The organism is Salinithrix halophila (genome assembly GCF_042650125.1).
In the GTDB taxonomy this organism is placed as follows: Bacteria; Bacillota; Bacilli; order Thermoactinomycetales; family DSM-45169; genus Salinithrix; species Salinithrix halophila.
Window position 1 is genome coordinate 81,059 of record NZ_JBHSAP010000009.1, and the last position, 21,451, is coordinate 102,509.

At 52.5% G+C, this 21,451-nt stretch carries 20 protein-coding genes; 7 read left to right on the plus strand and 13 right to left on the minus strand.

Going from position 1 to position 21,451, the window contains the following annotated elements; all coding sequences use genetic code 11:
* Positions 1 to 12: 12 nt before the first annotated feature.
* Both ACFOUO_RS06585 and ACFOUO_RS06590 read left to right on the plus strand, forming a co-directional pair.
* The gene (locus ACFOUO_RS06585; RefSeq protein WP_380703470.1) at positions 13 to 540 is read left to right on the plus strand and encodes an S-ribosylhomocysteine lyase; all 528 of its coding nucleotides are present in this window, start codon (positions 13 to 15) and stop codon (positions 538 to 540) included.
* A 158-nt stretch (positions 541 to 698) separates the two neighbouring features.
* The gene (locus ACFOUO_RS06590; RefSeq protein ID WP_380703472.1) at positions 699 to 1,190 is read left to right on the plus strand and encodes a site-2 protease family protein; all 492 of its coding nucleotides are present in this window, start codon (positions 699 to 701) and stop codon (positions 1,188 to 1,190) included.
* Between the two features lie 48 nt (positions 1,191 to 1,238).
* On the opposite strand, the gene ACFOUO_RS06595 is transcribed toward ACFOUO_RS06590, so the two are convergent.
* The 11 genes from ACFOUO_RS06595 to ACFOUO_RS06645 form a co-directional block, all read right to left on the minus strand.
* Entirely contained in the window at positions 1,239 to 1,457 is a 219-nt protein-coding gene (locus tag ACFOUO_RS06595; RefSeq protein WP_380703474.1) for a DUF2508 family protein, read from the minus strand.
* Positions 1,458 to 1,637: 180 nt separating this feature from the next.
* Positions 1,638 to 4,757 carry a glucan 1,4-alpha-glucosidase gene (locus ACFOUO_RS06600; protein WP_380703475.1) on the minus strand — a complete coding sequence of 1,040 codons (3,120 nt, stop codon included), beginning with the start codon at positions 4,755 to 4,757 and terminating at the stop codon, positions 1,638 to 1,640.
* A 208-nt stretch (positions 4,758 to 4,965) separates the two neighbouring features.
* Positions 4,966 to 5,421 carry a response regulator gene (locus ACFOUO_RS06605; protein WP_380703477.1) on the minus strand — a complete coding sequence of 152 codons (456 nt, stop codon included), beginning with the start codon at positions 5,419 to 5,421 and terminating at the stop codon, positions 4,966 to 4,968.
* Positions 5,422 to 5,555: 134 nt separating this feature from the next.
* Complete coding sequence (locus tag ACFOUO_RS06610; RefSeq protein WP_380703479.1) at positions 5,556 to 6,836, minus strand: MDR family MFS transporter; 1,281 nt, start codon at positions 6,834 to 6,836, stop codon at positions 5,556 to 5,558.
* Positions 6,837 to 7,032: 196 nt separating this feature from the next.
* A complete protein-coding gene (locus ACFOUO_RS06615; protein WP_380704766.1) occupies positions 7,033 to 7,116 on the minus strand; it encodes an IS3 family transposase in 84 nt (27 codons plus the stop codon).
* Between the two features lie 260 nt (positions 7,117 to 7,376).
* Positions 7,377 to 8,672: a threonine ammonia-lyase IlvA gene (ilvA, locus tag ACFOUO_RS06620; protein ID WP_380703481.1), complete on the minus strand. Its 1,296-nt coding sequence runs from the start codon at positions 8,670 to 8,672 to the stop codon at positions 7,377 to 7,379.
* A 90-nt stretch (positions 8,673 to 8,762) separates the two neighbouring features.
* Positions 8,763 to 9,470 carry a CPBP family intramembrane glutamic endopeptidase gene (locus ACFOUO_RS06625; protein WP_380703483.1) on the minus strand — a complete coding sequence of 236 codons (708 nt, stop codon included), beginning with the start codon at positions 9,468 to 9,470 and terminating at the stop codon, positions 8,763 to 8,765.
* A gap of 2 nt (positions 9,471 to 9,472) precedes the next feature.
* Positions 9,473 to 10,213, minus strand: coding sequence for a MerR family transcriptional regulator (locus ACFOUO_RS06630; protein WP_380704768.1), 741 nt, complete (start codon positions 10,211 to 10,213; stop codon positions 9,473 to 9,475).
* 128 nt (positions 10,214 to 10,341) lie between these two features.
* Complete coding sequence (gene dapF, locus ACFOUO_RS06635; protein ID WP_380703485.1) at positions 10,342 to 11,184, minus strand: diaminopimelate epimerase; 843 nt, start codon at positions 11,182 to 11,184, stop codon at positions 10,342 to 10,344.
* 159 nt (positions 11,185 to 11,343) lie between these two features.
* The gene (locus tag ACFOUO_RS06640; protein WP_380703487.1) at positions 11,344 to 14,109 is read right to left on the minus strand and encodes a calcium-translocating P-type ATPase, SERCA-type; all 2,766 of its coding nucleotides are present in this window, start codon (positions 14,107 to 14,109) and stop codon (positions 11,344 to 11,346) included.
* 749 nt (positions 14,110 to 14,858) lie between these two features.
* The gene (locus ACFOUO_RS06645) at positions 14,859 to 15,194 is read right to left on the minus strand and encodes a four-helix bundle copper-binding protein (protein WP_380703489.1); all 336 of its coding nucleotides are present in this window, start codon (positions 15,192 to 15,194) and stop codon (positions 14,859 to 14,861) included.
* A 148-nt stretch (positions 15,195 to 15,342) separates the two neighbouring features.
* On the opposite strand from ACFOUO_RS06645, the gene ACFOUO_RS06650 reads away from it, so the two are divergent.
* The 4 genes from ACFOUO_RS06650 to ACFOUO_RS06665 all read left to right on the plus strand — a co-directional run bounded on the left by ACFOUO_RS06650 (position 15,343) and on the right by ACFOUO_RS06665 (position 18,462).
* Positions 15,343 to 15,783, plus strand: a complete 441-nt coding sequence (locus tag ACFOUO_RS06650; RefSeq protein WP_380703491.1) for an Rrf2 family transcriptional regulator — start codon at positions 15,343 to 15,345, stop codon at positions 15,781 to 15,783.
* A 132-nt stretch (positions 15,784 to 15,915) separates the two neighbouring features.
* The gene (locus ACFOUO_RS06655; RefSeq protein ID WP_380703493.1) at positions 15,916 to 16,302 is read left to right on the plus strand and encodes a DoxX family protein; all 387 of its coding nucleotides are present in this window, start codon (positions 15,916 to 15,918) and stop codon (positions 16,300 to 16,302) included.
* A 169-nt stretch (positions 16,303 to 16,471) separates the two neighbouring features.
* Complete coding sequence (locus ACFOUO_RS06660) at positions 16,472 to 18,187, plus strand: Rqc2 family fibronectin-binding protein (RefSeq protein ID WP_380703495.1); 1,716 nt, start codon at positions 16,472 to 16,474, stop codon at positions 18,185 to 18,187.
* Between the two features lie 113 nt (positions 18,188 to 18,300).
* Positions 18,301 to 18,462 carry a hypothetical protein gene (locus ACFOUO_RS06665; RefSeq protein ID WP_380703497.1) on the plus strand — a complete coding sequence of 54 codons (162 nt, stop codon included), beginning with the start codon at positions 18,301 to 18,303 and terminating at the stop codon, positions 18,460 to 18,462.
* Between the two features lie 444 nt (positions 18,463 to 18,906).
* Here ACFOUO_RS06665 and ACFOUO_RS06670 read toward each other — a convergent pair whose 3' ends face one another.
* Complete coding sequence (locus ACFOUO_RS06670; protein ID WP_380703499.1) at positions 18,907 to 19,332, minus strand: PH domain-containing protein; 426 nt, start codon at positions 19,330 to 19,332, stop codon at positions 18,907 to 18,909.
* A gap of 500 nt (positions 19,333 to 19,832) precedes the next feature.
* The gene (locus tag ACFOUO_RS06675; protein ID WP_380703501.1) at positions 19,833 to 20,699 is read right to left on the minus strand and encodes a hypothetical protein; all 867 of its coding nucleotides are present in this window, start codon (positions 20,697 to 20,699) and stop codon (positions 19,833 to 19,835) included.
* A gap of 173 nt (positions 20,700 to 20,872) precedes the next feature.
* Between ACFOUO_RS06675 and ACFOUO_RS06680 the strand changes: the two genes are divergently transcribed.
* Positions 20,873 to 21,235, plus strand: a complete 363-nt coding sequence (locus ACFOUO_RS06680) for a hypothetical protein (RefSeq protein WP_380703503.1) — start codon at positions 20,873 to 20,875, stop codon at positions 21,233 to 21,235.
* The last annotated feature ends 216 nt before the right edge of the window (positions 21,236 to 21,451 follow it).

Sequence of the window (21,451 nt, forward strand, 5' to 3'; positions counted from 1 at the left end):
GAGAAAAATCCTTTGCAAACCGATCCCCGTTTCAACGTTGAATCCTTTAACCTGGATCACACCCTTGTCGCCGCTCCCTATGTGAGGACAGCCGATGTAAAGGAAGTCGGAGGCGAGCGAATCGTCAAGTTCGACCTGCGCTTCACCCAACCCAATGAGCGTTTTATCCCGACAGACGCCCTCCACTCCCTGGAACACCTGCTGGCGGAAAATATCCGCAACCATACCGACCGCGTCCTTGACCTCTCTCCCATGGGATGTCGGACAGGCTTCTACCTCATCATGCGGGGGGATGCATCTCCTGTGGAGGCGGCCCGCTTGATTCACCTCGCTCTCGGTGACGTCCTGGAAGCGACGGAAGTACCGGGGTGTTCTCCCGTCCACTGCGGCAATTACCGGGACCACGACCTCGACGGTGCCAAGCTATGGGCCCGCCGCTTCCTCTCCGTTAAGGAAGAAGACCTCGCCAAAGTCTTTCGAGACGAGTACGAAGAGGAAGAGCTGGATCGCATCCCCGGGTGGACCGGATTTTCCCGATAGCCCCAGTACAAAAACGACGGCTGATGCCGTCGTTTTTTAATTGAGTCAACCCTTTTCCACAAGAATCGTTTAAATAGCTATGTCGATTGGGAATTTCACCCCTAAGTAGGATCGTCCCTATCATTAAGAGGATCGAAAAGAAAGAGGAGGGGCACATCATGTTCGGGCTGGATGACCTAGATACCTTCACTATCGCGTTTTTCGTGGTATTGCCTCTGGTAACCTTTATTCATGAGTTGGGGCATTTGGTTTTCGCCCGGTTGTTTGGCTGCCGCAAACTTCGACTCTGCTTGGGGCACGGAAGGCTGCTCGTCCGCTTGGGTATCATTGAGCTCCGGAGTCTCTGGTTCTGGCATGGATTCTGTGATCGCGAAGATCTGCCTCAGCAGCGGAAAGTTGCCCAGATGTTCATCTACCTGGGCGGCCCGCTCTTCAATATGACATCCTTCCTCCTTCTTGACAAGCTGATCAAGGGCGGCATGGTGGAACCGAGTCCTTTTGTCTACCAGTTCAGCTACTTTTCCTTCTACCTTCTATTTTTCGCTTTGTTTCCCATGCGATTCCCCGACGGGACTACCAACGACGGACAAGCGATCCTCGACCTGATTCGGGAATGGAAGAAAATGAAAAAAGCAGGGCATTCAGCATGACGGCTCACAACACGAAAAAAGCCCCCTTCGGGAGCCGTCGAATCGCTATTAACCCGCTTTCATCTGCTTCAATTCTTTCCTTAAAAACAGGTATCGTTTCTCCAAAGACTTAAGATGATAGATGACACTATCCACTAGATCAGGATCTGTCGCATGATTCAGCTGCTCCCTCACATGTTCCATCTCATATTCCGTCTTTCGCACTTCTTCGCAAAGTTGTTCATAGTCCGACTTCTCTTTTCCCTTCCATCGAAGGATCTCGGTCACGGTATCACCCTTTCTTAGTGGCATGTTACTACCCTATGCCCGGTCTCGGAAAAAATAAAACGAGAATGTTCCCGACCGTTTTTTAAAGAGAACGCCTGTCCTGATGAGCTCGACAAGGGAGAAACAGCCCGGCGCAATCATTGGTACAGGCGCCAGCATTTATACCGTTATTTTATCGAGTCAGTGTTCCAACGTGACATAAGGAATACTTACCGGAGTGTTCTGTGTATAGTCCAGTACTATACGCTGATCCTGTCCGTCCCCGACAATCAGGTCGAGAATGTTGGGGTCACGGGTATCGGTATCTTTAGACGGCCTGCTTCCATCATACTCACCTTCCCCACCACCAAAGCGGTATTCCCGGATCCAATCCATGGCGGTCCCTTTGGTGGAGTCCCAGTACTTACGACTGTAGACAGGGCGAATGAAACCCTCCCCTTCGTCCCCCCCGGCATGAGAGAGCATAACAACCCCGTACCCCACCCTGCTGAAGTCAAGGCCACTGAAAGCTTTCTTCGGCACCGAAACGACGATTTGGCGGGAGCCAGTTACCGCTAGCAAGGTGGCGTCGGAAACATGGTTGCCGTCAGCATCCCGCACGCCCAGCTCCTCAAACCCGTCAACGGTTACAACATAATCATAGGGGGCTGCCATTTGCGCATAGGTGCCCCGAAGAGCAGGTACCGATTCATCGGATTTACTCCCCTCGGCGCGTAAATAGATATTGAGTCGCTGGACGGAGATTTCGTTGCCGCCCCATGGGTTTTTCAGTTCCCCAGCGATACTGGTGACGAAACGGACCTCTTTACCCGCATCAAAAGCTTCAAAAGAAGTCAGGTCGAAAGCTCCTTCGTCAAAAGCTGCCGAAGCGGGATAGACATACGTTCCAGGGCCTTTGTCATCCCCTGTAGGATCTAGGCGTTTCCCGATTTTCTTACCGAAGAACTCGGAAACGACCGCAACCTCCTTCATCGAGGTTCCGCCATTCTTCCCGACAGCGACTACACGGAGGGTGTTGGTACCGAGCTCCAGTGGAATCTCCAGTTCAAAGCGGCCCTCTTTCACCTTCGCTTCCTGAGCTTCCTCGGAAGCAAAAACCACCACCCGCTCTCCGTCGGTCGTCCCCTTGACCCGGATCGCCTGCTCCTTGGTCACAGATCCCAGAGTCGGTTCCGTTACCTGAAGGGAAGGACCCGCCGGCAATTGCCCCTTAGCATAGCGCTCTGCAACGATGGAAGGCCGCTCGACAGGCTCCCCTTCTTCGATGGAATGAGCCAAACGGACAAATTGGGCCATTGACCAGGCAAGGGGAGTGGCGGACCCTGTCCCTTCCCCGAAGGTCAGCTTTTTCTCTGGGTTATCCGGCTGGTCCCAAACCTGCTCCGGGATGAGCCAGCCATCATTGGCCGCCTTTGCCATAGTCGCTAAGTGGCGGTCGGCCTGACGGCCAGCGGCCAGCTCAAATTCCCCCCGTTCCCCGGTTAAAAATGGCCACAGTCGTCCGACGCCTGTCCCGTCATACGGAGAGCCGTCCTTTTTCTCTCCGTAACCGTCATGATTGTACCGATACCACATGGGGCCATTTGGCGTATCCACTTGGATTGTTTGATCCAATTCGGGAAGGGAAGCCGTGATAGAAGGATCTGCCGCCGCCTTCACCCCCAGCCGAACCAGCTCCAAGAATCCCGCATCGACAATCTCTCTCTCGTCATACGTTCCTCCCCCGTTGTTGATCTCCAACCGGCCGCCATCATCGGGTTCGCCGTTATCATCGATGCGGAGATAATATTTTCCGTCCCCATGGGGACCGGTCCGTGTAAATATCCATTTCTCCACGTTTTTCTGCCAGTGGTCCGCCACCCCTCTATACAGGTCGGCGGAGGCTGGGTCCCCATTCTTTTCCGCAATGTCCGCCACTGCTATCAATCCGGCGATTTCCGCAGCAATGGTGGAGGGCGAGTATCCCCCTTCTTCTTCCCAGCGTTCCTGGGGTGTGGACGGCCCCTTTCGTACGATCAGGTCCGCAGCCGGTTTCAATTGCTTTTCATAGGTGCTCTTGTCCGTCTCTCCCAATTGCCATGCCAGGATCAGAGGATATGCCACCTGATCCAGCTGAAGTCCCGTCCAGTACGGGGTCCCATCCATTCTGGAATTTTGCGGGAAAGAACCATCCGGCTTCTGCTGCACCTCCAAAAGATATCGGAGGGCCCGTTTAGCCGCCTTTTTATCCCCGGCAGCAATCATCGCCGTCGCCACCTGGTACAGATCCCGCGACCAAACCAGATGGTAACCTCCCACATCGGGCTTATCTGCTTGGACCGCCTCACCCCAGGGGATCGTTAGGGAGGCGATATTGGCCCCCCGATAAGTCTTGTCTTCATGGGCTTTTAGCATCATCACAGCCGCTTGATACTGTCGCTTCAGGGACGCGTCAAGTTTTTTAGGCGGTTTCAAGGAGGCCAGGTAACGATGCCAACCGGCCCGGTAGAGGGACTCCTTCCTTTTAAAAGGCTGTTTCAAAGAGTCCCGAGCCGTTTTTAACGCCCCGTTTATATCCTTACCGAAGCCGAGGGCAAGGGTAAACTCCCCCGCCCTCTTGCCCTTGTTTAAGGGGATTTCCGCCGTCTGAACCACGTTTCCATTCCGGGCGGCGGAGTAATCCCAGTCCATCTGGTGATCCTCCCTCAAGTCAGCCCAGCCGTCGCTCCTCCCTTTGAATCCGTTGGAAGTTATACTGAAACCCACTGAAGAGACGAGTGCACTGGCGATGTTCCCGTCGGAGGCAGTAAGGGCATCCCCCGATGGTAACCCGGAATCGCCGCTTCCGCTGTTGCCCAGAGATGGATCAAACATCGCGTATAACCGATAATCCCCGCCATCCAGGCTCTCGAATTTCACCTGAGTTAAAAGGGTATCCCTACTTGGATCGGTGATATAGGTTTTCGTAATGCGATACTTCCCCGACTTCGCCGTATTGACCTGTCGGTAGACGAGGGCTTTGGAGTCAGTCAGCTCCACCTTGTGACGGGTGTCTTCCCGCTCCCGATCGGTGAAGCTCTTTCCGTCCGTAATGATGAACTCCAGATCCTTTACATTGGCCACATCCACCCGAGGGTAATAGACTTCACTCAACACCCCCTCTGCGAGGGTATACCATACCTTCGACCTCATACCCGTCGATGTACCAACCCCCTGTTTGGCCCCCGTTGTCCAAACGGCGGTCTCCCCAGGCCCACCCGGAGCGTCACCACCTTGTGCAAACGCTTCCGTTCCTGTCGCTGTTCCGAAAAGAAGAGCCATCGATAACCCCCATAGCCAACCATTCCTCCCTACACGCCTCCACCTTTTGCTCAACAAACTCAGCACCTCCCATTCGTAATGGAGACAGGGATCTAGCCTTTTCTAAGGGAAATGACACAGCTCCCAGTCCCACCCTCTCCGATCACTCTTTTTTCATTCACTAATGAAAACGGTTGCACAATTATCTTACCAATATCCGGTTCCATTTTCAATAATTATGAATTCTCTGTTTCCGTGGGCTTGTTCCTTTGATCGAACCCCCTAATCCCCCTACAACGGAAAAACAGCCATCTACCTCGTACGTTCTGCGCAGCAACGCCTTGATTTTGGCGAGCAACACATCCAATCGAAACGGTTTGGTCATATAGTCGTCCCCACCGCTTTCCATTCCGTGGATTTGTTCCATATCTCCCGAGCGAGCAGACAGGAACAGGATCGGGACAGGGGAATAACGGCGCATCTCTTGACACAGGTGAAAGCCATCTTTACCAGGAAGGTTCACATCCAAGATCACCAGGTGAGGATCAAATTGCCGCCATTCGGCTTCTACTCGCCCCCAGTCCTTCACTCCCTGGGTAACATAGCCATAACCATTCAAATAATCTCGAATTGAAGCTGTAATTCGGGCATCATCTTCGACAACGAAAATTCGCGGCTCTTTCATTTCACCCATCCTCCTTTCCTTTCACCGAAAAACAGTCCTAACGGATAATTGTCAACATAGCAAACCATTTTGCTAAAACCCAATAGAACGAGCGTGGAGATAGAGATCCCCACACCCGCTCTAGAAGACCGCTTTCAACCGGCTACCTTCGGAGCTTCCGGTTCTTTGCTTTTGACAGCAAGAATCCAGGATACTAACCTCACCTGGAGCAACCCGGCCAATAACATCAATGCGGCCAACCCCCCAAATAACACCTGGCCACCGTATGAAACCAACACCACACTTCCCAAAACGGGTGCGGTCATTTTTCCTAGACTTAGACTGATGTCAAATAAGGAAAAATAGCGAGCGCGGACCTGCGGTTCCGCCATCAAGGAAACAACTTTCTTTAGGCGAGGAGCGAGAAGCATATCGCTCATGGCCCAGCAAAATTCAGCTACTAATAAAGCCCAAAAGAAGGGAGTAAATCCATAGATGAGCCCATATCCAACCAACAAGAGATACCCAACAAAAATAACATGAGTCGTTCGCCAGCGCTCACTCCACAACGTAACCGGCATCTGCAAAACAGCGGTTAACACCCCTGTCACCGTACGCAATATACCGTAAACCAACAGATAATCGACAAAGTGCTCTTTCAAATACAAGGGAAGTGTGGAGTTCATCTGCATTTCAACCATAAAGATGGGTACACTCAACAAGATCAATAGATACAAGGGCCAATGAGAAGCCACCCCCATCCATACACTTGGTTTGGTTGATGTTTTTGATCGGTCATCTACCCGAGGTAAGGTTTCGGGAATTTTCATATAGACCATCGCCACTGTAAACAGTGCAACCACTGCTTCCCCTCCAAAGATAAGGGACGGATTGAGTTGGTAAGCGGCAATCCCCAAAAGGGGTCCTAAGGACATGCCGATGTTAATCGCAATATTGTTGAGGGAATAGGCTTCGGTTCGCTTCTCTTCCGGGACCACATCTGCAATCTGTGCATGTGTTGCGGGGATGAAGAGGTTGGCACTGAGGCCGTTCAACGTAAGTAAGACATAAAAGTGCCACACTTCATAGGCCACCATCATTCCAATCAGCACTACAAATTGCATCAAGGGAGCGATCAGAAGTACAGGCCGTCGCCCGAATCGGTCCGATATGTTGCCAGCCCAAAATTTAAAGAAGAGGGCCACAAAGGAGGGAAAGCTGATCGCTCCTGCTGCAGCTACTGCGGAGGCCTGCAATTGCTCCGTCATGTAAATCACCAGATAGGGATAAAGCATAAATCCGGTGATACATCGAGACATGGTAAGCCAAAAATGAACCCAAACGACAGAATGATACCACTTGTGCACCTTTCCAACCGTACTCTGAGCGCGACCGATCACCCGATAGATAAATGAATGTTTCGATTCTTTACCCACTTAGTCGCTTCTCCTTTTATGTATATAAGATCGATTCTCTCGTCACAAATAGAGAAATCGATCATAAATTATAACACTAATTACTTCATAAGGAAACATTTAGAGAGAATTTCATCTGATTAACAGTTCGACAAAGAAAGCCCCAATTCCTATTATGGTCAAGACCCCATTTTGTAGGCACCTAGAAAAAACCGGGCTAAGCAGCGAATTGGCGCCTGTATTCCACAGGCGCCAATTTATTTAATTTCCACTGGATCCGTTGATTATTGTAAGATGGCAGAAAGGTAAAGCCATTGACCTGTGACGGAAATGGAGGAGACATCCGTCACCCATTTTTGGTTAGGAGCATCTGCTGTCCTTTTTTCGCCGTGAAAAACACCCCTTAAAAGTAGTTCCGTTCACAGGGGGTTTTTCCTGTGTCTACTTTAAGGGGTGCACATCACTAGGATCGGCTGACTTTTTTGAACTGGCTTGTTTCAGTTTCCTTGCCGCTGAGGGCCCCATAGGATGGACGGAGCAGCTCCATCAGGCAAGTATAGGTTATATTAACAATTGGAACAGGGTGGGATTTTTGTTGATCTCAATAAAAGGATACCCCTTCCGTTCCATCCGTTGGATCAAGGAGTGATAGTCCTCCCGCCGTTTTAGTTCGACACCGAGGAGGACGGGCCCCTGTTCCCGGCTGTTCTGCTTTGTATATTCAAAACGGGTAATATCGTCCTCCGGGCCCAGCACATCGGCGATGAACTCTCGCAACGCCCCTGCCCGCTGGGGAAACTGGATCGTGAAATAATGTTTCAACCCTTCGTGAATGAGGGAACGCTCCTTGATCTCCTGCATTCGGTCAATATCATTGTTTCCCCCAGACAGGATACAGGCAACGTTTTTTCCTTTAATCTGTTCCCGGTACTGGTCGAGGACGGCGATCGGCAGGGCTCCGGCGGGTTCGGCGACGATGGCGTTCTCGTTGTATAGCTCCAGGATGGTCGTGCAGACCTTTCCTTCAGGTACAGCGGCGAATTCGTCCACCAACTCGCGGCAGATCCCCAAATTGATCTCTCCCACCCGGCGAACAGCGGCACCATCTACGAATTTATCGATGGCGTCGAGAGCCATCACTTCCCCTTTCTCCACCGAACGGGCCATGGAAGGAGCTCCCGCCGGTTCCACCCCGACGATCTGCGTCCCGGGACTCAGGGCTTTCACATAAGAAGCCACTCCGGAGATCAATCCCCCGCCCCCGACACTGAGAAAGAGATAATCCAGCGGTTCCTGCATATCGTTCAGGATCTCCAGCCCTACCGTCCCCTGACCCGCGATGGTTTTCGGGTTGTCGAAGGGATGGATAAAAGCCGCCCCATGTTGTTTACTGTCCGCCAAAGCCTGAGCGAGGGAATCGTCGAAGGTGTCCCCCGTCAACACGACCTCGACGAAGGAGCCCCCAAAATGCTTCACTTGGTTCACCTTTTGTCTCGGTGTCGTGCTAGGCATGAAAATCTTCCCGTTGATCTTGAGTGCTTGGCATGAGTAAGCCACACCTTGGGCGTGATTTCCGGCACTGGCACAGACCACCCCATTTTTCAGCTTCTCCTCCGGCAGGTGGCGGATCACATTATAAGCTCCGCGAATCTTGAAGGAACGGACCACCTGAAGGTCTTCTCTTTTCAAAAGAAGGTTGCAACCATACCGTTGGGAAAGAATGGGGTTCTGTTGCAAGGGTGTATGGGTAACCACGTCCTTCAGAAGGTGGTTGGCCACGATGACATCTTCCACGGACACTTTGGAAGATGGTTGAGAATTTCGTTCTTTTACTCCGGTTTGCGTCGCTTCTTTCACTGGTCCATCCCCCGATTGTTTTACCGCTCATGATACACCTTCGACGGACTGCTTGGCAACCGTTTCGTGGAAAAACACAAGAGAGCAACGTTATCTGGGTAAGGCGCTCAGCACAACAAAGATGAGGTTTGACAGTCCATGAGCCAACATCGGCGGAACAATCGAACCCGATCTTTCGTAAAGCCAACCAAAAACCACACCGCCGATAAAAGTCAAGGGAAGAAGATGGTACAGAGGAATATGGGCCAGGGAGAAAATGGCGGCATTGATCGACAAGCCCATCAAAATACCGAACCGGGTTCGGAAAAAAGCGTAGAAAACGCCTCGGTATACGATTTCCTCATAGAGGGGGGAAATTACAGCAGCACTGATCAGCGCAACGAATATGCCGATTATGCTCCGGTTGTTTTGTATAGAATCCGCCCTGGCATTATCATAAGAAAAACCCAAAACCTCCACAGCTGTCATGATAAGAGCGGCTACCGCCACAAGAAAGATGGACCCAAGAAAAATCCATTTCCAAACACTCCGGTGAAAACGGCGAAACCCGACCGCTTTCCACGAGAGCCCGTAGGGCCTGATACATAAAACATAGACGGCCAGCGTGAATACAACCGCCATGACGGCTCCGGTTCCCGTTCCTGCATAAAGGTCATTTTTCGTAAGATTCCGCAGATAGTGAAACAACCCGATTTCGATCACAGGTGTAACGATGAAGAACGTCAATACCAGTACTGCCGTGATCGGTTTCCACGACCACGGGACACGATTGGGCCCGACGACTCTATCCGTGTTCATGTTCACTCTCCTTTTTGATAGCGTTCATAGATCAGAGAGGCCTCCTCCAAAAATTCCAACATGTTCTCGTCGATGGGGTATAGCCGCAGTTTTTCGGACTGCTCGGGGTCCTTTCTCACTTCCCAAAACCGGTTCATCATCGCTTCATCTCCCTCAAAAATGTCTCGCGTTTTTTCATCGATTCGAGCGATAACCTCTTGAACGATCGGTGAAGCCGGCCCTTGATCCCGGTGGTCAGCAAGGATACGCAACAAATGGATCCACTCCTCTGTCTCTGCTGAATGATCCTCGAGCACGGGCAATCTCCGGAGGCGAACCTGTTCCTCCTCCGTAAACCATTTCCGCAGGTGCCGGTCTCGCTCGTCATCATCCACTTCGGACAGCCGGATGAACTGATTGACAATCTTCCAGTCCCATCCTCCCTCAACCTCCACTGACCGCAAGATCGATATCAGCCCTTTCTCCATTTCCTCCAAACGATTTTTCTCCTGACGGAGAGCGCTCAATTGTTTTTTCAGCAGCTGGTCGGGATCTTTTCGATGATGATCCAAGACCGCCCGAATGTCTTTCAGGGGCAACCCCACTCTCTTTAACATCTTCACTTGGGCCAGTTTCATCAGGTCCTCCTGCGTATACAACCGATGCCCGTGTTGGTTTCTCTCTGCCGGGCCGACCAACCCGATTTCGTCATAATGATGAAGGGTTCGAACAGTTAAACCGAGCCGTTTCGCAGCTTCTCCCACGGTGATCAAAGGGTCCATCCTCCTTCTGTATCGAATCATACTCCCTCACGTTGCGTGAGGGGCAAGAGAAAAATTCCAATCCATAAAAAAACTCCGGGTTCCCGGAGTTCGTTCTTGACTACTTCCCTTTATCTGTTCCACTCTCCCTCGAATACGGTAACCGCGGGGCCCGTCATGTAGACACGGCCATCCTCTTCATTCCATTCGATGAGGAGGTCGCCCCCTTTCAGGTGAACCAAGGCCCGGCGGTCGGCACGGCCTCGAAGGACCGAAGCGACGAGGGCCGCACAGGCTCCAGTTCCACAGGCCATCGTTTGGCCAACCCCCCGTTCCCATACCCGCATGTCCATCTCGTCGCGGGAGCGGATGGTGATGAACTCCACATTGGTCTTGTTCGGGAAGTAGGGGTGGGTTTCAACCAACGGTCCCCACTGCTCCAACGGGTAACCTCTAGCATCCTCCACTTCGATGACGGCATGAGGGTTACCCATGGAAACGGCGGTGAATGTATAGGCCCGCTCCTCTCCCCTGTTGTTCACTTGAAGGGTCCGGTCCACCACGGTTTCCCCCTCAACAGCGGCGGGAATGTCTTTGCTCGCAAGTACAGGGCGGCCCATATCGACTCGAACAAGGCGGTCCATTCCGTCCCCCTCCAACCAGACACGTTGTACACCGGCCTGTGTCTCCACGGTGAGTGCCTGGCGGGCTCCGGAAATCCGTTCGTAGTAGTATAAGGCCACACAGCGGACAGCGTTGCCGCACTGCTCCGCCTCACTTCCGTCTGCGTTGAGAATCCGCATCCGGAAATCAGCGATTGCCGAAGGCAGGATATAAACCAGTCCATCAGCCCCGATCCCGGTGTGCCGGTCGCATATATTCCTCGCCAACTTACCTGCCTCTACAGGGAGTCTCGTTTCTCCAGCGATAATCACAAAGTCGTTGCCAAGACCGTGCATTTTGGTAAATTTCATGGTTGTGGCGCCTATCTTACAAGCAGGCGCCTCCCCCCTTCTCCTGGGCAGACCAAAAGCGAACCGGGGGCTTAAGCCATCGGTCCGCGGGATCTCCCGCAACGGTTTTCTTTGAGGATACCGCAGGTGGGAGAGGTTTTTCAATCGTTACCTTTTGCTTTAGTGAGAGCGAGTGACGAGCCGACGGGCGGGACGCAAGAGATCGATGCCGCCAGCGGCCAGGGTAGGCAATGCTGCTGCAACAATGACCAAGGCCCATTCCCTAAAGCTAAGAGCGACGGTATGGAAAATGGGCTGAAGAGGCGGATAGTACATCACACCTAGCATCAAAGCTGCTGAGGAGATAACAGCCAGCACCAGCAAAAGGTTGCTGAGAGGGTTGCGATGAAAGATCGTCTGCGTGCTCCGGCAATCGAAGACATAGATGAGCTGAGCCATTACCAACGTGGCAAAGGCGATCGTCTGGGAACGAACCAGATCTTCCGGCATCTCGGAGTAGGCAATCCAGAACGCCCCCAGAGTAGAAGTTCCGATCAGGAGCCCCCGCGTCAGGATCTTCCACCCCACACCACGGGCGAAAATATTTTCCCGGCTGTTCCTGGGCGGTCGGTCCATCGTATCCTCTTCCGCCGGATCGACGCCAAGGGCCATCGCCGGGAGCCCGTCGGTTACCAGGTTGACCCATAGGATCTGAATCGGGACCAAAGGCAACGGCATTCCCGCGAGCATCGCCAAAAACATAACCAAAATCTCCCCTACATTAGAGGCTAGCAGATAGCTGATGAACTTACGAATATTGTCGTAGATACTCCGCCCCTCTTCGATGGCGGAAACGATGGTAGCGAAGTTGTCGTCAGCCAGAACGAGAGAAGAAGCTTCCTTAGAGACATCAGTCCCCGTTACCCCCATGGCGATCCCGATGTCCGCCGCCTTAATCGCCGGAGCATCGTTGACTCCGTCTCCGGTCATGGCGACCACATGTCCTTCTTCCTGGAGCGCTTTGACAATTCGGAGTTTGTGTTCCGGGGAAACCCGGGCATACACCTGGATTTCCCTCGCCTTCTCCTGGAACTCTGTGGCGCTCATTCTCTGGATGTCGTTCCCGTTGACGGTGAGCCCCCCGCCCTTGAGAATTCCCAGTTGGCGGGCGATCGCGACGGCGGTGGTCTGGTGGTCGCCGGTAATCATCACCGTCTGGATCCCGGCCCGGCGGCAAGTGCGGATCGCTTCTTTTACTTCTTCCCGGGGCGGATCGATCATGCCTGCAAGACCGACAAACACAAGGTTTCGTTCAGCCGTTTGTTCCCTCTCGGGAGCGGACCCGCTCCACTCCCGGTAGGCAAAACCCAGATTGCGGAGAGCCATTGCCGCCAGCTGCTCATTGTTTTGGATTACCTTCGCCCTTATCGTCTCCGTCAGTGGGACGGGGCGCCCGTTTTGAAGGATATGGGTGCATCGGCCCAGAAGCACATCGGGGGCTCCTTTGGTGAAGAGAAATCGCTGCCCTTTCGCCCCTTCGACCCATACCGACATCATCTTCCGCTCGGAGTCAAAGGGAAACTCCTTCCGTCTGTTCCACGTCTTGGACAGCTCTTCGGCGGTCAAACCGCCCTTGGCCCCGGCGACAAGAAGTGCTCCTTCCGTCGGATCTCCGTCTACCCTCCAGGATTCCTGTTTGCGCCGTAACATCCCTTCTCGAGTGCTTTCACCGATTAGCCGTGCGTTATTGCAAAGAACCGCAATTTCCAACAGCCGTTTCAAGGATGCATTCCGCTGTGGAAGAATTTTTTCCTCGCCTTGACGGAACTCCCCTGTGGGATCGTACCCGGACCCGGAAAGTTCCAGACTCCGCCCGTCACACCATAAGTGAGTGACGGTCATTTTGTTTTGAGTAAGGGTCCCCGTCTTATCAGAACAAATCACCGAGGCACAGCCGAGGGTCTCCACGGAAGGAAGCTTCCGTACAATGGCCCGCCGCTTGATCATCCGCTGTACCCCGAGGGCAAGGGCGATCGTCACAATCGCTGGCAGCCCTTCTGGAATAGCGGCCACAGCAAGGCTGACACCGGCGAGGAACATCTTGTAGGCATCGTGGCCATGGATGATACCCGTCAGTACCACCACTGCTGTCAAGGCAAGAGCGACCACGATCAAGATTTTTCCGAGTTGTTCCAACCGGCGTTGTAAAGGGGTCTCCATCGTTTCCGTGGTCTGGATCAAATGGGCGATCTTCCCCATCTCCGTTTCCATCCCCGTATGGACAACAACGCCGACCCCAGTTCCACGGACAGCCATTGTACCCAGATAAGCCATGTTTTTTCTGTCCCCAAGGGGAATATCCCCTGCCGGAAGCTTTGCGATGTTCTTGCTGACCGGAACCGATTCCCCGGTAAGGGCGGACTCCTCGATATACAAATTCCCTGTCTGAATAAGGCGCAGGTCAGCGGGAACCCGGTCCCCACTCTCCAGAGAAACGATATCCCCCGGAACCAGCATGGACGCCTGAATACGTGTCCATGCCCCTCCGCGTTTCACCCGGGCCATAGGTGCCGACAATTCCTTTAAAGCGGTAAGGCTCTTTTCTGCCCGGAATTCCTGGACGAAACCAAGGATAGCGTTCAGGACAACGATGGCAATGATAGCGATAGCATCCGTGTATTCCCCAAGCAACCCAGAGACTAACGTAGCTGCCAACAACACTAACACCATGAAATCCTTGAATTGGTTCAACAATAAGGTAACAGGGGATATCTTTTGTCCTTCAACTAATTGGTTGGGTCCCACTTTTTCTAGTCGGTGTTGGGCCTCCGCATCATCCAGTCCCTCGGCGGGATCGACTTTTAAATAACGAGTGACCTGTTCTGCGTCCCAGTCGACGTAACGGCTGCCTTCTGACACGTTCCCTCCCCCTTTGTCCCAAAACATCTCATGTTAACCCTATTCAGACAGGCCCTCAAAAATACCAAGGCCCCTTCTAGGGGGGACAAGGAGGCATCCTCACATCGGCTCCCGTTGTCATGATGGTTTTTGGTGGATGGCGAAAGACAAGCTTGCTTTGCTCGTAACAGGGAAGAAAAAAGGCCCTAAGTAGATGGGATCCAGACAAATTCGATAATGAAACCGCTTTAATCGTGTTATATAACACAATAACCAATTTGTTCCACAAAAGAAACCCCTGTATAGTAAGGATTACAAGCAGAACCGATCACCCAGAAATCGGCATCCAAACCCCACCAAAGGGGGTGTACCCTTGCGCCTGGTACGTCACATGACCTTACGCCAACCTCTCACACAGAGAACCGTGCTCCCGCTGATTCAAAGAGCGGAATCCTTCCCCCATATTCATGTTTCCTTTTACCAAAAAAATGTTACAGTCAATGCAAAAAGCCTTCTGAGCACCAGTTGGTTTCTTACGAATCTCCAGCCCGGTGATTCCTTTTCCCTCATTGTAGAAGGAAGACGCTCTGAACACGCCTTGAACCGATTCAATCAATTGCTGTTACCTATCATCTATCCTCCCCACCTAAAAAAATCCCGCCCCCTCACGATTCAGCCAACCAGTACAAGAAAAGGACATATCATGATCGCTTCTGAAACCAACCCTTAGAAAAAATCACCCGTTTCCCTCAGGGAAACGGGTGATTTTTCATTCAACCAGCCCTATATAGAGCTGATTAGGCCGCGACGACCATTTTCCGGCAGATCTCGGCACATGCAAAACAAGCTTCGGCGCACTCCCGGCAATGAACACGGTCGTGTTTCAAACACTCTTCCCCGCAGGCCTCGCAGACTCTGGCACACAACTCACAGATTTCAACGGCGAAAGGGCTGTTGCGGGACATCGCTTGGGCGGCAAAGCTACAAATTTCGGCACACTCCCGGTCCAAGCGAATACAGTCGGCCATCATAGAAGCTTCTTCCTCGCGCAAACACGCATCAAAACAGTGATTACAGGCTTCCATACAAGCCAAGCACGCTTCGATGCACTCCTTAAACTTCTGATGGGACATAACCAAAACCCTCCTTAATTGGTATTCAACCCTCTATAGAGTCATTTGCCTCTCCTCCTCTTGACTAAACGGGGTTATTAGGAATTTTAGGGATTGTCATTGCTCCTTAATGTAATTATAATAGTTACAACAAGAAGGGGTGCCAATCATGAAAATCAGCAGTCGCTTTACCATTGCCGTGCATATCCTATCACTACTTGAGGTCGGGAAAAGTTTCCATTGCACATCGGAATGGATCGCAGGCAGTGTGAATACCAACCCGGTCATTATCCGCAGAGTGATCGGGAAACTGAAAAAAGCAGGCTTGGTCGACGTACCACCGGGTACAGGGGGTGCATATCTACTTAAAGACTTGAATGCGATCACCCTTTTAGATGTATACCGGGCCGTGGAAGTGGTCGAAGAAGGGGAGTTATTCACGTTTCACGGACACCCCAACCCCGAGTGCCCGGTCGGAGCCAACATCCAAATCGTCCTCGATGTGGTATTGAAAAACGCTCAAGCGGCCATGGAGCAAGTTCTGGCGCAAATCACCATGAAACAGTTGGTCACGGATTTGGTCCGGGAGATTGAAAGTGACCGTGCGTAAATCGGATGCCCCGTATCATTCCTTCAGCGAAGATATGGATACCGATAGAAGGGTTCCTCATCTTCACGCCGGGGCGTTGTAACCTTTTCAGTTTCATGAAATTTATTTTTAACAAGGAGGCTATCCAATCCCATGTCTAATTCTCACGAAATCGGTTCACTCATCCTCCGTCTGACCCTCGGACTCACTTTTTTCATCCATGGATGGAGCAAATTCCAAGGCGGTATCGAAAATACAGCCAACTTCTTCTCCAGTCTGGGCATTCCCGGCTTTATGGCTTATATCGTCGGTTCGATTGAACTGATCGGCGGGCTCGTTATGATAGTCGGCCTCGGCACCCGTATCTTTTCGGCTTTGTTTGCAGCCATCCTCCTCGTAGCCATTTTCACAGCGAAGCTGACAGCCGGATTTTTGCAAGGATACGAACTGGACGTGATCCTGCTCGCCGTCTCTATTCACCTTATTCTTACCGGCAGTCGTCTCTATGCCGTGGATGCCCTGATTACAAGGAAAAAATGACGATGACGACGTATCCACAGCTGCCTTCCTCCCCTACACAACGAGGGGGAAGGCGGCTGTTTTTGTAGAATCCTCCCTTTCCCAGGCTGTGGTGCCCAATCCCGCGGAAATGCTATACTGAGAGAGTTATTGAAGAGTGTACGGCTGACAGAGAGAAAGGGGAAGCATCATGTCTTTCGACGGGATCGTCGCGCGGGCTGTCGTCTATGAGCTCCGGGAAGCACTGATCGGCGGCCGTGTGGCCAAAATCTATCAACCCACCGAATCCGAACTTATTTTCCATACAAGGTCCGGAGGAGCCAATCGGCGGTTGCTCCTCTCCGCCCACCCAGCCTATCCCCGCCTCCACTTGACGGAGACCACGACGGATAACCCTCTCACCCCGCCGATGTTCTGCATGCTCCTTCGTAAACACTGCGAAGGGGGTATCATCCAGGATGTCCGGCAGATCGGGTTGGAACGAATCATTCATATCGACATCCAGGGGCGGGACGAACTTGGCTTCGAGGTTATCCGCCGATTGGTCGTCGAAATCATGGGGCGTCATAGCAATGTCATCCTTCTCGACCCCGCCTCCAACAAGATTTTGGACAGCCTCCGGCGGGTTAGCCCGGCGATGAGCCGCCACCGTCAGGTAATGCCCGGCATCTCCTATCAGTCTCCGCCGGAGCAGAACAAAAAAGACCCCCTCTCCATCGACCGGGACGGGTTTCTTCGTTGTCTGAGCTGGAACCAGGGACGCCTGGACAAACAGATCATCCAAGCCTTCTCGGGGATTGGGCCCCAGACCGCTCGGGAGATCCTCTATCGCGGCGGGCTCGGAGAGAAGGAGCGTCTGTGGGAAGCCTTCAATACGATCATGGATGCCGTCCGAGAGGGGAAATTTCACCCTTCTATCGTTTACGGGGAAAAAACCGTGTTTTCCGCCCTCCCTCTGACTCACCTACAGGGTGAACAGAGGGAATTCGAACGGATCAGCCATTGCCTGGATGCCTTTTATCACGGCAAAGCGGAGCGAGACCGAGCCCGCCAGCAGAATCACGACCTGATCCGTAACCTAAAAAACGCCATCGATAAGAACGAAAATAAACGGATCAAGCTGAAAAAAGAGCTGACCGATACCCAAAAAGCGGACACCTACCGGATCCACGGTGAATTGGTTACCGCCTCGATGCATCAGGTCAAGCGGGGAGATGAATCGCTCAGGACGATCAACTATTACGACCCGGAGGCACCAGAGATCACCATCCCTCTCGACCCCCGGCTCTCCCCTTCGGAGAACGCCCAGCGCTACTTCAAGCTATATAACAAAGCGAAAGCGGCCCGTAAATGGAACCGGGAACAAATCGATAAAACCATCAGGGAAAACGAATATCTGGAATCCGTCCTCGTCCAGCTACAAGACGCCACCCTGAAGGAGTCGGAAGAGATCCGGGAGGAACTTGAGGAACAAGGCTGGCTCAAAGCAAAACCGCGGAAAAAAACCAAGAAAAAACCGGAACGTCCTCGCCCGGTTTCCTACCGCTCCTCTGAAGGGGTCACCATTCTCGTTGGACGAAACAATAAACAGAACGATTACCTGACTCACCGCCTCGCCTCTTCTTCGGATACTTGGCTTCATACCAAGGAAATCCCCGGCTCCCATGTCGTGATCCGGGGGAAAGCCTTCGGAGAGCCCACCCTGTACGAGGCAGCGATGTTGGCCGCTTGGCACTCCAAAGGGCGTGAATCCAGCCAAGTCCCCGTCGACTTTACCTTGATCCGGCATGTGAACAAACCCTCAGGCGCTCCGCCGGGCTTTGTTACCTACGAAGAGCAAAAAACCCTGTTTGTCACTCCCGACGAACATGTGATTCGAAAGCTGGAGAAAAATGGAGAGAGGTGACCTTCAATGACAGCCTTTTACAATCATGAAAGGTCCTCTTTACACCCTCTCAATAAATTTTTAGGGACAATGTGTTACCATTAGGTCAAAAGGATGAAAGGTGATGGTCATCCTTGAACCTCTTGGAAGTGATCGTCCTCGGTTTTGTAGCCTTTAATGTACTGTATTTCGCTTGTCGTTTCGTGAAGGAACAAGCAGAGTTGCCGAAACACCGTCCGTCTGCCTCATTCAATAAGGAGAAGCAACGAGCCGAAGTCGCACAAACCGGGGCATAAGCCCTTTATTTACCGACATTTGCCCACAACTGCTTCAACTCCGCAACGGATCCTTCCGTAACCGGTTCATCGGATTACCTCTACGCATATAAAACTACAGTGCCCTCCCTGTAGCAATGGACCCAAGATCCTGAAGGCTGGAGCTGGGGTCGATCAACCTTGCTCTCTGGTTGGGTAAAGTCAAAAGCTTGTGTGTTTGCGGCCTGCGTAACGGATATGGGCCTCCCATGATTGTGATGATCCGATAAGTCCAACGCCGATCGAGAATAGTGATGATGGACAACCAGCTTGTTCATCATCCTTCCTCCTTAATAAAAAATAGTTTCATTCAACGGTGCTTCGATATACATCCATAAAACACTAATTTGAGCCCCACCCAGCCCATAAAAAAAGCCCGAACCAATCGGTTCGGGCTTTCTAGGTACGGATCGCTTCGGTCCCTTCTCAACTCATGTCGATATCAATTTCCCGGACCCGTTTGCGGTCCCGGCAATGTTCCACATGTTTACGCACAACGTCCAGCAGCTCGCCAGGACGGGGAATCGCTTCCAGGCTCAAGGTTGGTGCACTTTCGTCCGAGGTCGTCAGTACGAGGTTGCCTTTTCCGAAGACCCGGTATCGGAAGGGCTGTTCCAGACTGATGTCCCGAACTCGATACAATTCCACTTCTTCCGTTTGCTTGGACAGGATGCCGGTGGTCACCCGAATTCGCTCTGTAGTCAACCGGTAGCGTGTTGATTTCAGCTCAATCGCTTTCCAGATCGCGATAAAGATTGGGATAACCAGCCAGCAGAAGAGAAGACACAACAGATAAGTTCCCAGACGGACCACATGAGAAGACGTCCCTTCCCACACGGTTTCTTCCTGCATTCCTAGCACCCCTTTCATTTACAGTAAGTTGCCGTTTGAAAGCCCATGGTTTCAATCGTGGGATGAAAGACGGCGCTGCTCGGAGCCCCCTTCGGGGGTGGAAAGATCAACCAATCCCTCGTATAATCGAACATATGAGCGGTGCTCATCCCACTGGTAGTGGGTTGTTCCTTGAAAACGTTATGGTAGGGGGTTCCAGCGGTGAACGAATCTCTCCCGCTGGGTAAAACCATAAGAGTGAGCGATCAGGAACTAGAACGCTGGTAACAGGCGTTCCGCCCATGTGGGTACACTCTAACTGCATGGGATGGGCTGATGAGACAGCCCTGAACTTGGGAGTTGTCCGAAACAGAAATGGACTGAGGGCGCTAACTACCCAAGAATCCCATGGCTTCAGCCGTGTGGAGTCTCAAACCACTGTACCATGAATTCATCCGTTTGAGACAGGTAACAACATAAAATGAAAAGACCTCCACTCCCGTGCAGGTCTTTTTTCCTTCCTATCCCCATCCAGTTTCCTTCATATCGTGGATATACACCTCGGCCCCCGCCGACAGGAAAAGTCGTGAGTCCCGGGTCCAATAGCGGTCGAATCGGATCTCCTCCCCTTGTCCGTCAATCGGTCGTACCCGTTCCAGAGTGACCCGATTCAAAGAGGCTCGATACAGCTCCCTTCCTGGGGTGGCAAAAAGAAGCTGCCGCTGGAAACAAGCAAATCCTCCCGCCTGGACAAGGGGGGAACGCCAACTGAGAACGGCCCCCCCTTTCCAAAATTGCTTCACCCGGGAATCGATGATGCGGGCCAACAAGTGGTCGGTATAGTAATAAAGCCATGTTTCCCCGTCAGGGCAGGCATTGAGACCGTAGCAGTCCCGGACCTCCGGAAGGCCCTGCCGCTGGGCGGCATCGCGATAACTAAACAAAAGACGGCCCTCCAGGTCGAGACAGACAGCCCCATGGCCGCTGAGAGAATCCTCTCCTGCGATCCCGTCTTCCATATACCCAATCCAGATTCGGTCTTCCACCGCTTGCACATCTTCGATGCCGTCCCCGGCATGAAAGGAGGTATGGAGCCTCCCCTCGTCGTCATAAAGGAAAGCATTCGCCTCCTCTGCTTCCGAGAAAGCGGATACCAGCAACCAGCGGTTTTGGGGGAGAGCTTGGATAAAGTGGATTTCCCTCTCCGGATCTTCCATAGGGAGGCAACGCACCGATCCGTCTTCCTGGGAGGCAATGGTTAAAAGGAGCTCCTCCGCCTGGGACAACACCAACAGTCGTGAACCGGTCACTCCCACCCGGGGCAGGGGCTTTCCTCCCCTCTCAAGTTCCTTCAGTCGAAGTATATGCCTCATGATAATAGGTTCCATGTTATCCTCCTGGGCGGTTCCACACAGCCGGGCAGAAAAATGAGCCGGTTGTGTGGAACCCCGTTGGGAACATCAGTTTTCCAAACATAGTCTGCGCCCCACTTTACCAGATTCGGGCCGGATGAGCAATCCCCTATATCGATGGATTTTTTCCTGAAAGGCGGATGCCCCTGATGAACCCCATACCCCAGTCCCCACAACGACCAACGATTATCACGTTATGCGGGTCCACCCGCTTTAAACGCCAGTTTGAAGAAGCGAATGCCTCTCTCTCCTTACAAGGGTACATCGTCCTCAGCGTCGGTTTTTTCGAGCAGGCCGACGATCTTGCCCTCACAGGAAAGCAAGCGAATCAATTGACCGACCTCCATTTCCGTAAGATCGACCTCTCGGACGAACTCTTCATTATCGATGTCGACGGCTATATCGGAGAAAGTACCCAACGAGAAATCCAATATGCCAGAGCGCTGGAAAAGCCAATCCGCTTTTACAGCAAAGAAGGTCTCCCCCCGTCCCCCCTAAGTTTGAAAGGATAAAAGAGCAGAAAAAAAAGCCGGTGTTTCCACCGGCTTCTGAGACTGATGACAAAGTCCTTCCACACCACAGGCGGGCCGGTTTCCGGTGAAGCGCCTGTTGGCACCGACTACTCAGCGGAGCTCCCGGAGGCATCGACCGTTTAGCGGACAACTCGCTTTTCCCTTTTGTCCGCTGGGTGGGGCCGGAGGGAGCGGAGCGGACTTCCCCTCCTTCTG

Bases quoted from the DNA above. Each gene is read 5' to 3' on its own strand.
- ACFOUO_RS06655 (WP_380703493.1), top strand. From the start codon at position 15,916: ATGTCTAATTCTCACGAAATCGGTTCACTCATCCTCCGTCTGACCCTC.
- dapF (WP_380703485.1), bottom strand. From the start codon at position 11,184: ATGAAATTTACCAAAATGCACGGTCTTGGCAACGACTTTGTGATTATC.
- ACFOUO_RS06645 (WP_380703489.1), bottom strand. From the start codon at position 15,194: ATGTCCCATCAGAAGTTTAAGGAGTGCATCGAAGCGTGCTTGGCTTGT.
- ACFOUO_RS06640 (WP_380703487.1), bottom strand. From the start codon at position 14,109: ATGTTTTGGGACAAAGGGGGAGGGAACGTGTCAGAAGGCAGCCGTTAC.
- ACFOUO_RS06650 (WP_380703491.1), top strand. From the start codon at position 15,343: ATGAAAATCAGCAGTCGCTTTACCATTGCCGTGCATATCCTATCACTA.
- ACFOUO_RS06590 (WP_380703472.1), top strand. From the start codon at position 699: ATGTTCGGGCTGGATGACCTAGATACCTTCACTATCGCGTTTTTCGTG.
- ACFOUO_RS06605 (WP_380703477.1), bottom strand. From the start codon at position 5,421: ATGAAAGAGCCGCGAATTTTCGTTGTCGAAGATGATGCCCGAATTACA.
- ACFOUO_RS06625 (WP_380703483.1), bottom strand. From the start codon at position 9,470: ATGAACACGGATAGAGTCGTCGGGCCCAATCGTGTCCCGTGGTCGTGG.
- ACFOUO_RS06675 (WP_380703501.1), bottom strand. From the start codon at position 20,699: ATGGAACCTATTATCATGAGGCATATACTTCGACTGAAGGAACTTGAG.
- ACFOUO_RS06660 (WP_380703495.1), top strand. From the start codon at position 16,472: ATGTCTTTCGACGGGATCGTCGCGCGGGCTGTCGTCTATGAGCTCCGG.
- ACFOUO_RS06670 (WP_380703499.1), bottom strand. From the start codon at position 19,332: ATGCAGGAAGAAACCGTGTGGGAAGGGACGTCTTCTCATGTGGTCCGT.
- ACFOUO_RS06680 (WP_380703503.1), top strand. From the start codon at position 20,873: ATGAACCCCATACCCCAGTCCCCACAACGACCAACGATTATCACGTTA.
- ACFOUO_RS06600 (WP_380703475.1), bottom strand. From the start codon at position 4,757: ATGGCTCTTCTTTTCGGAACAGCGACAGGAACGGAAGCGTTTGCACAA.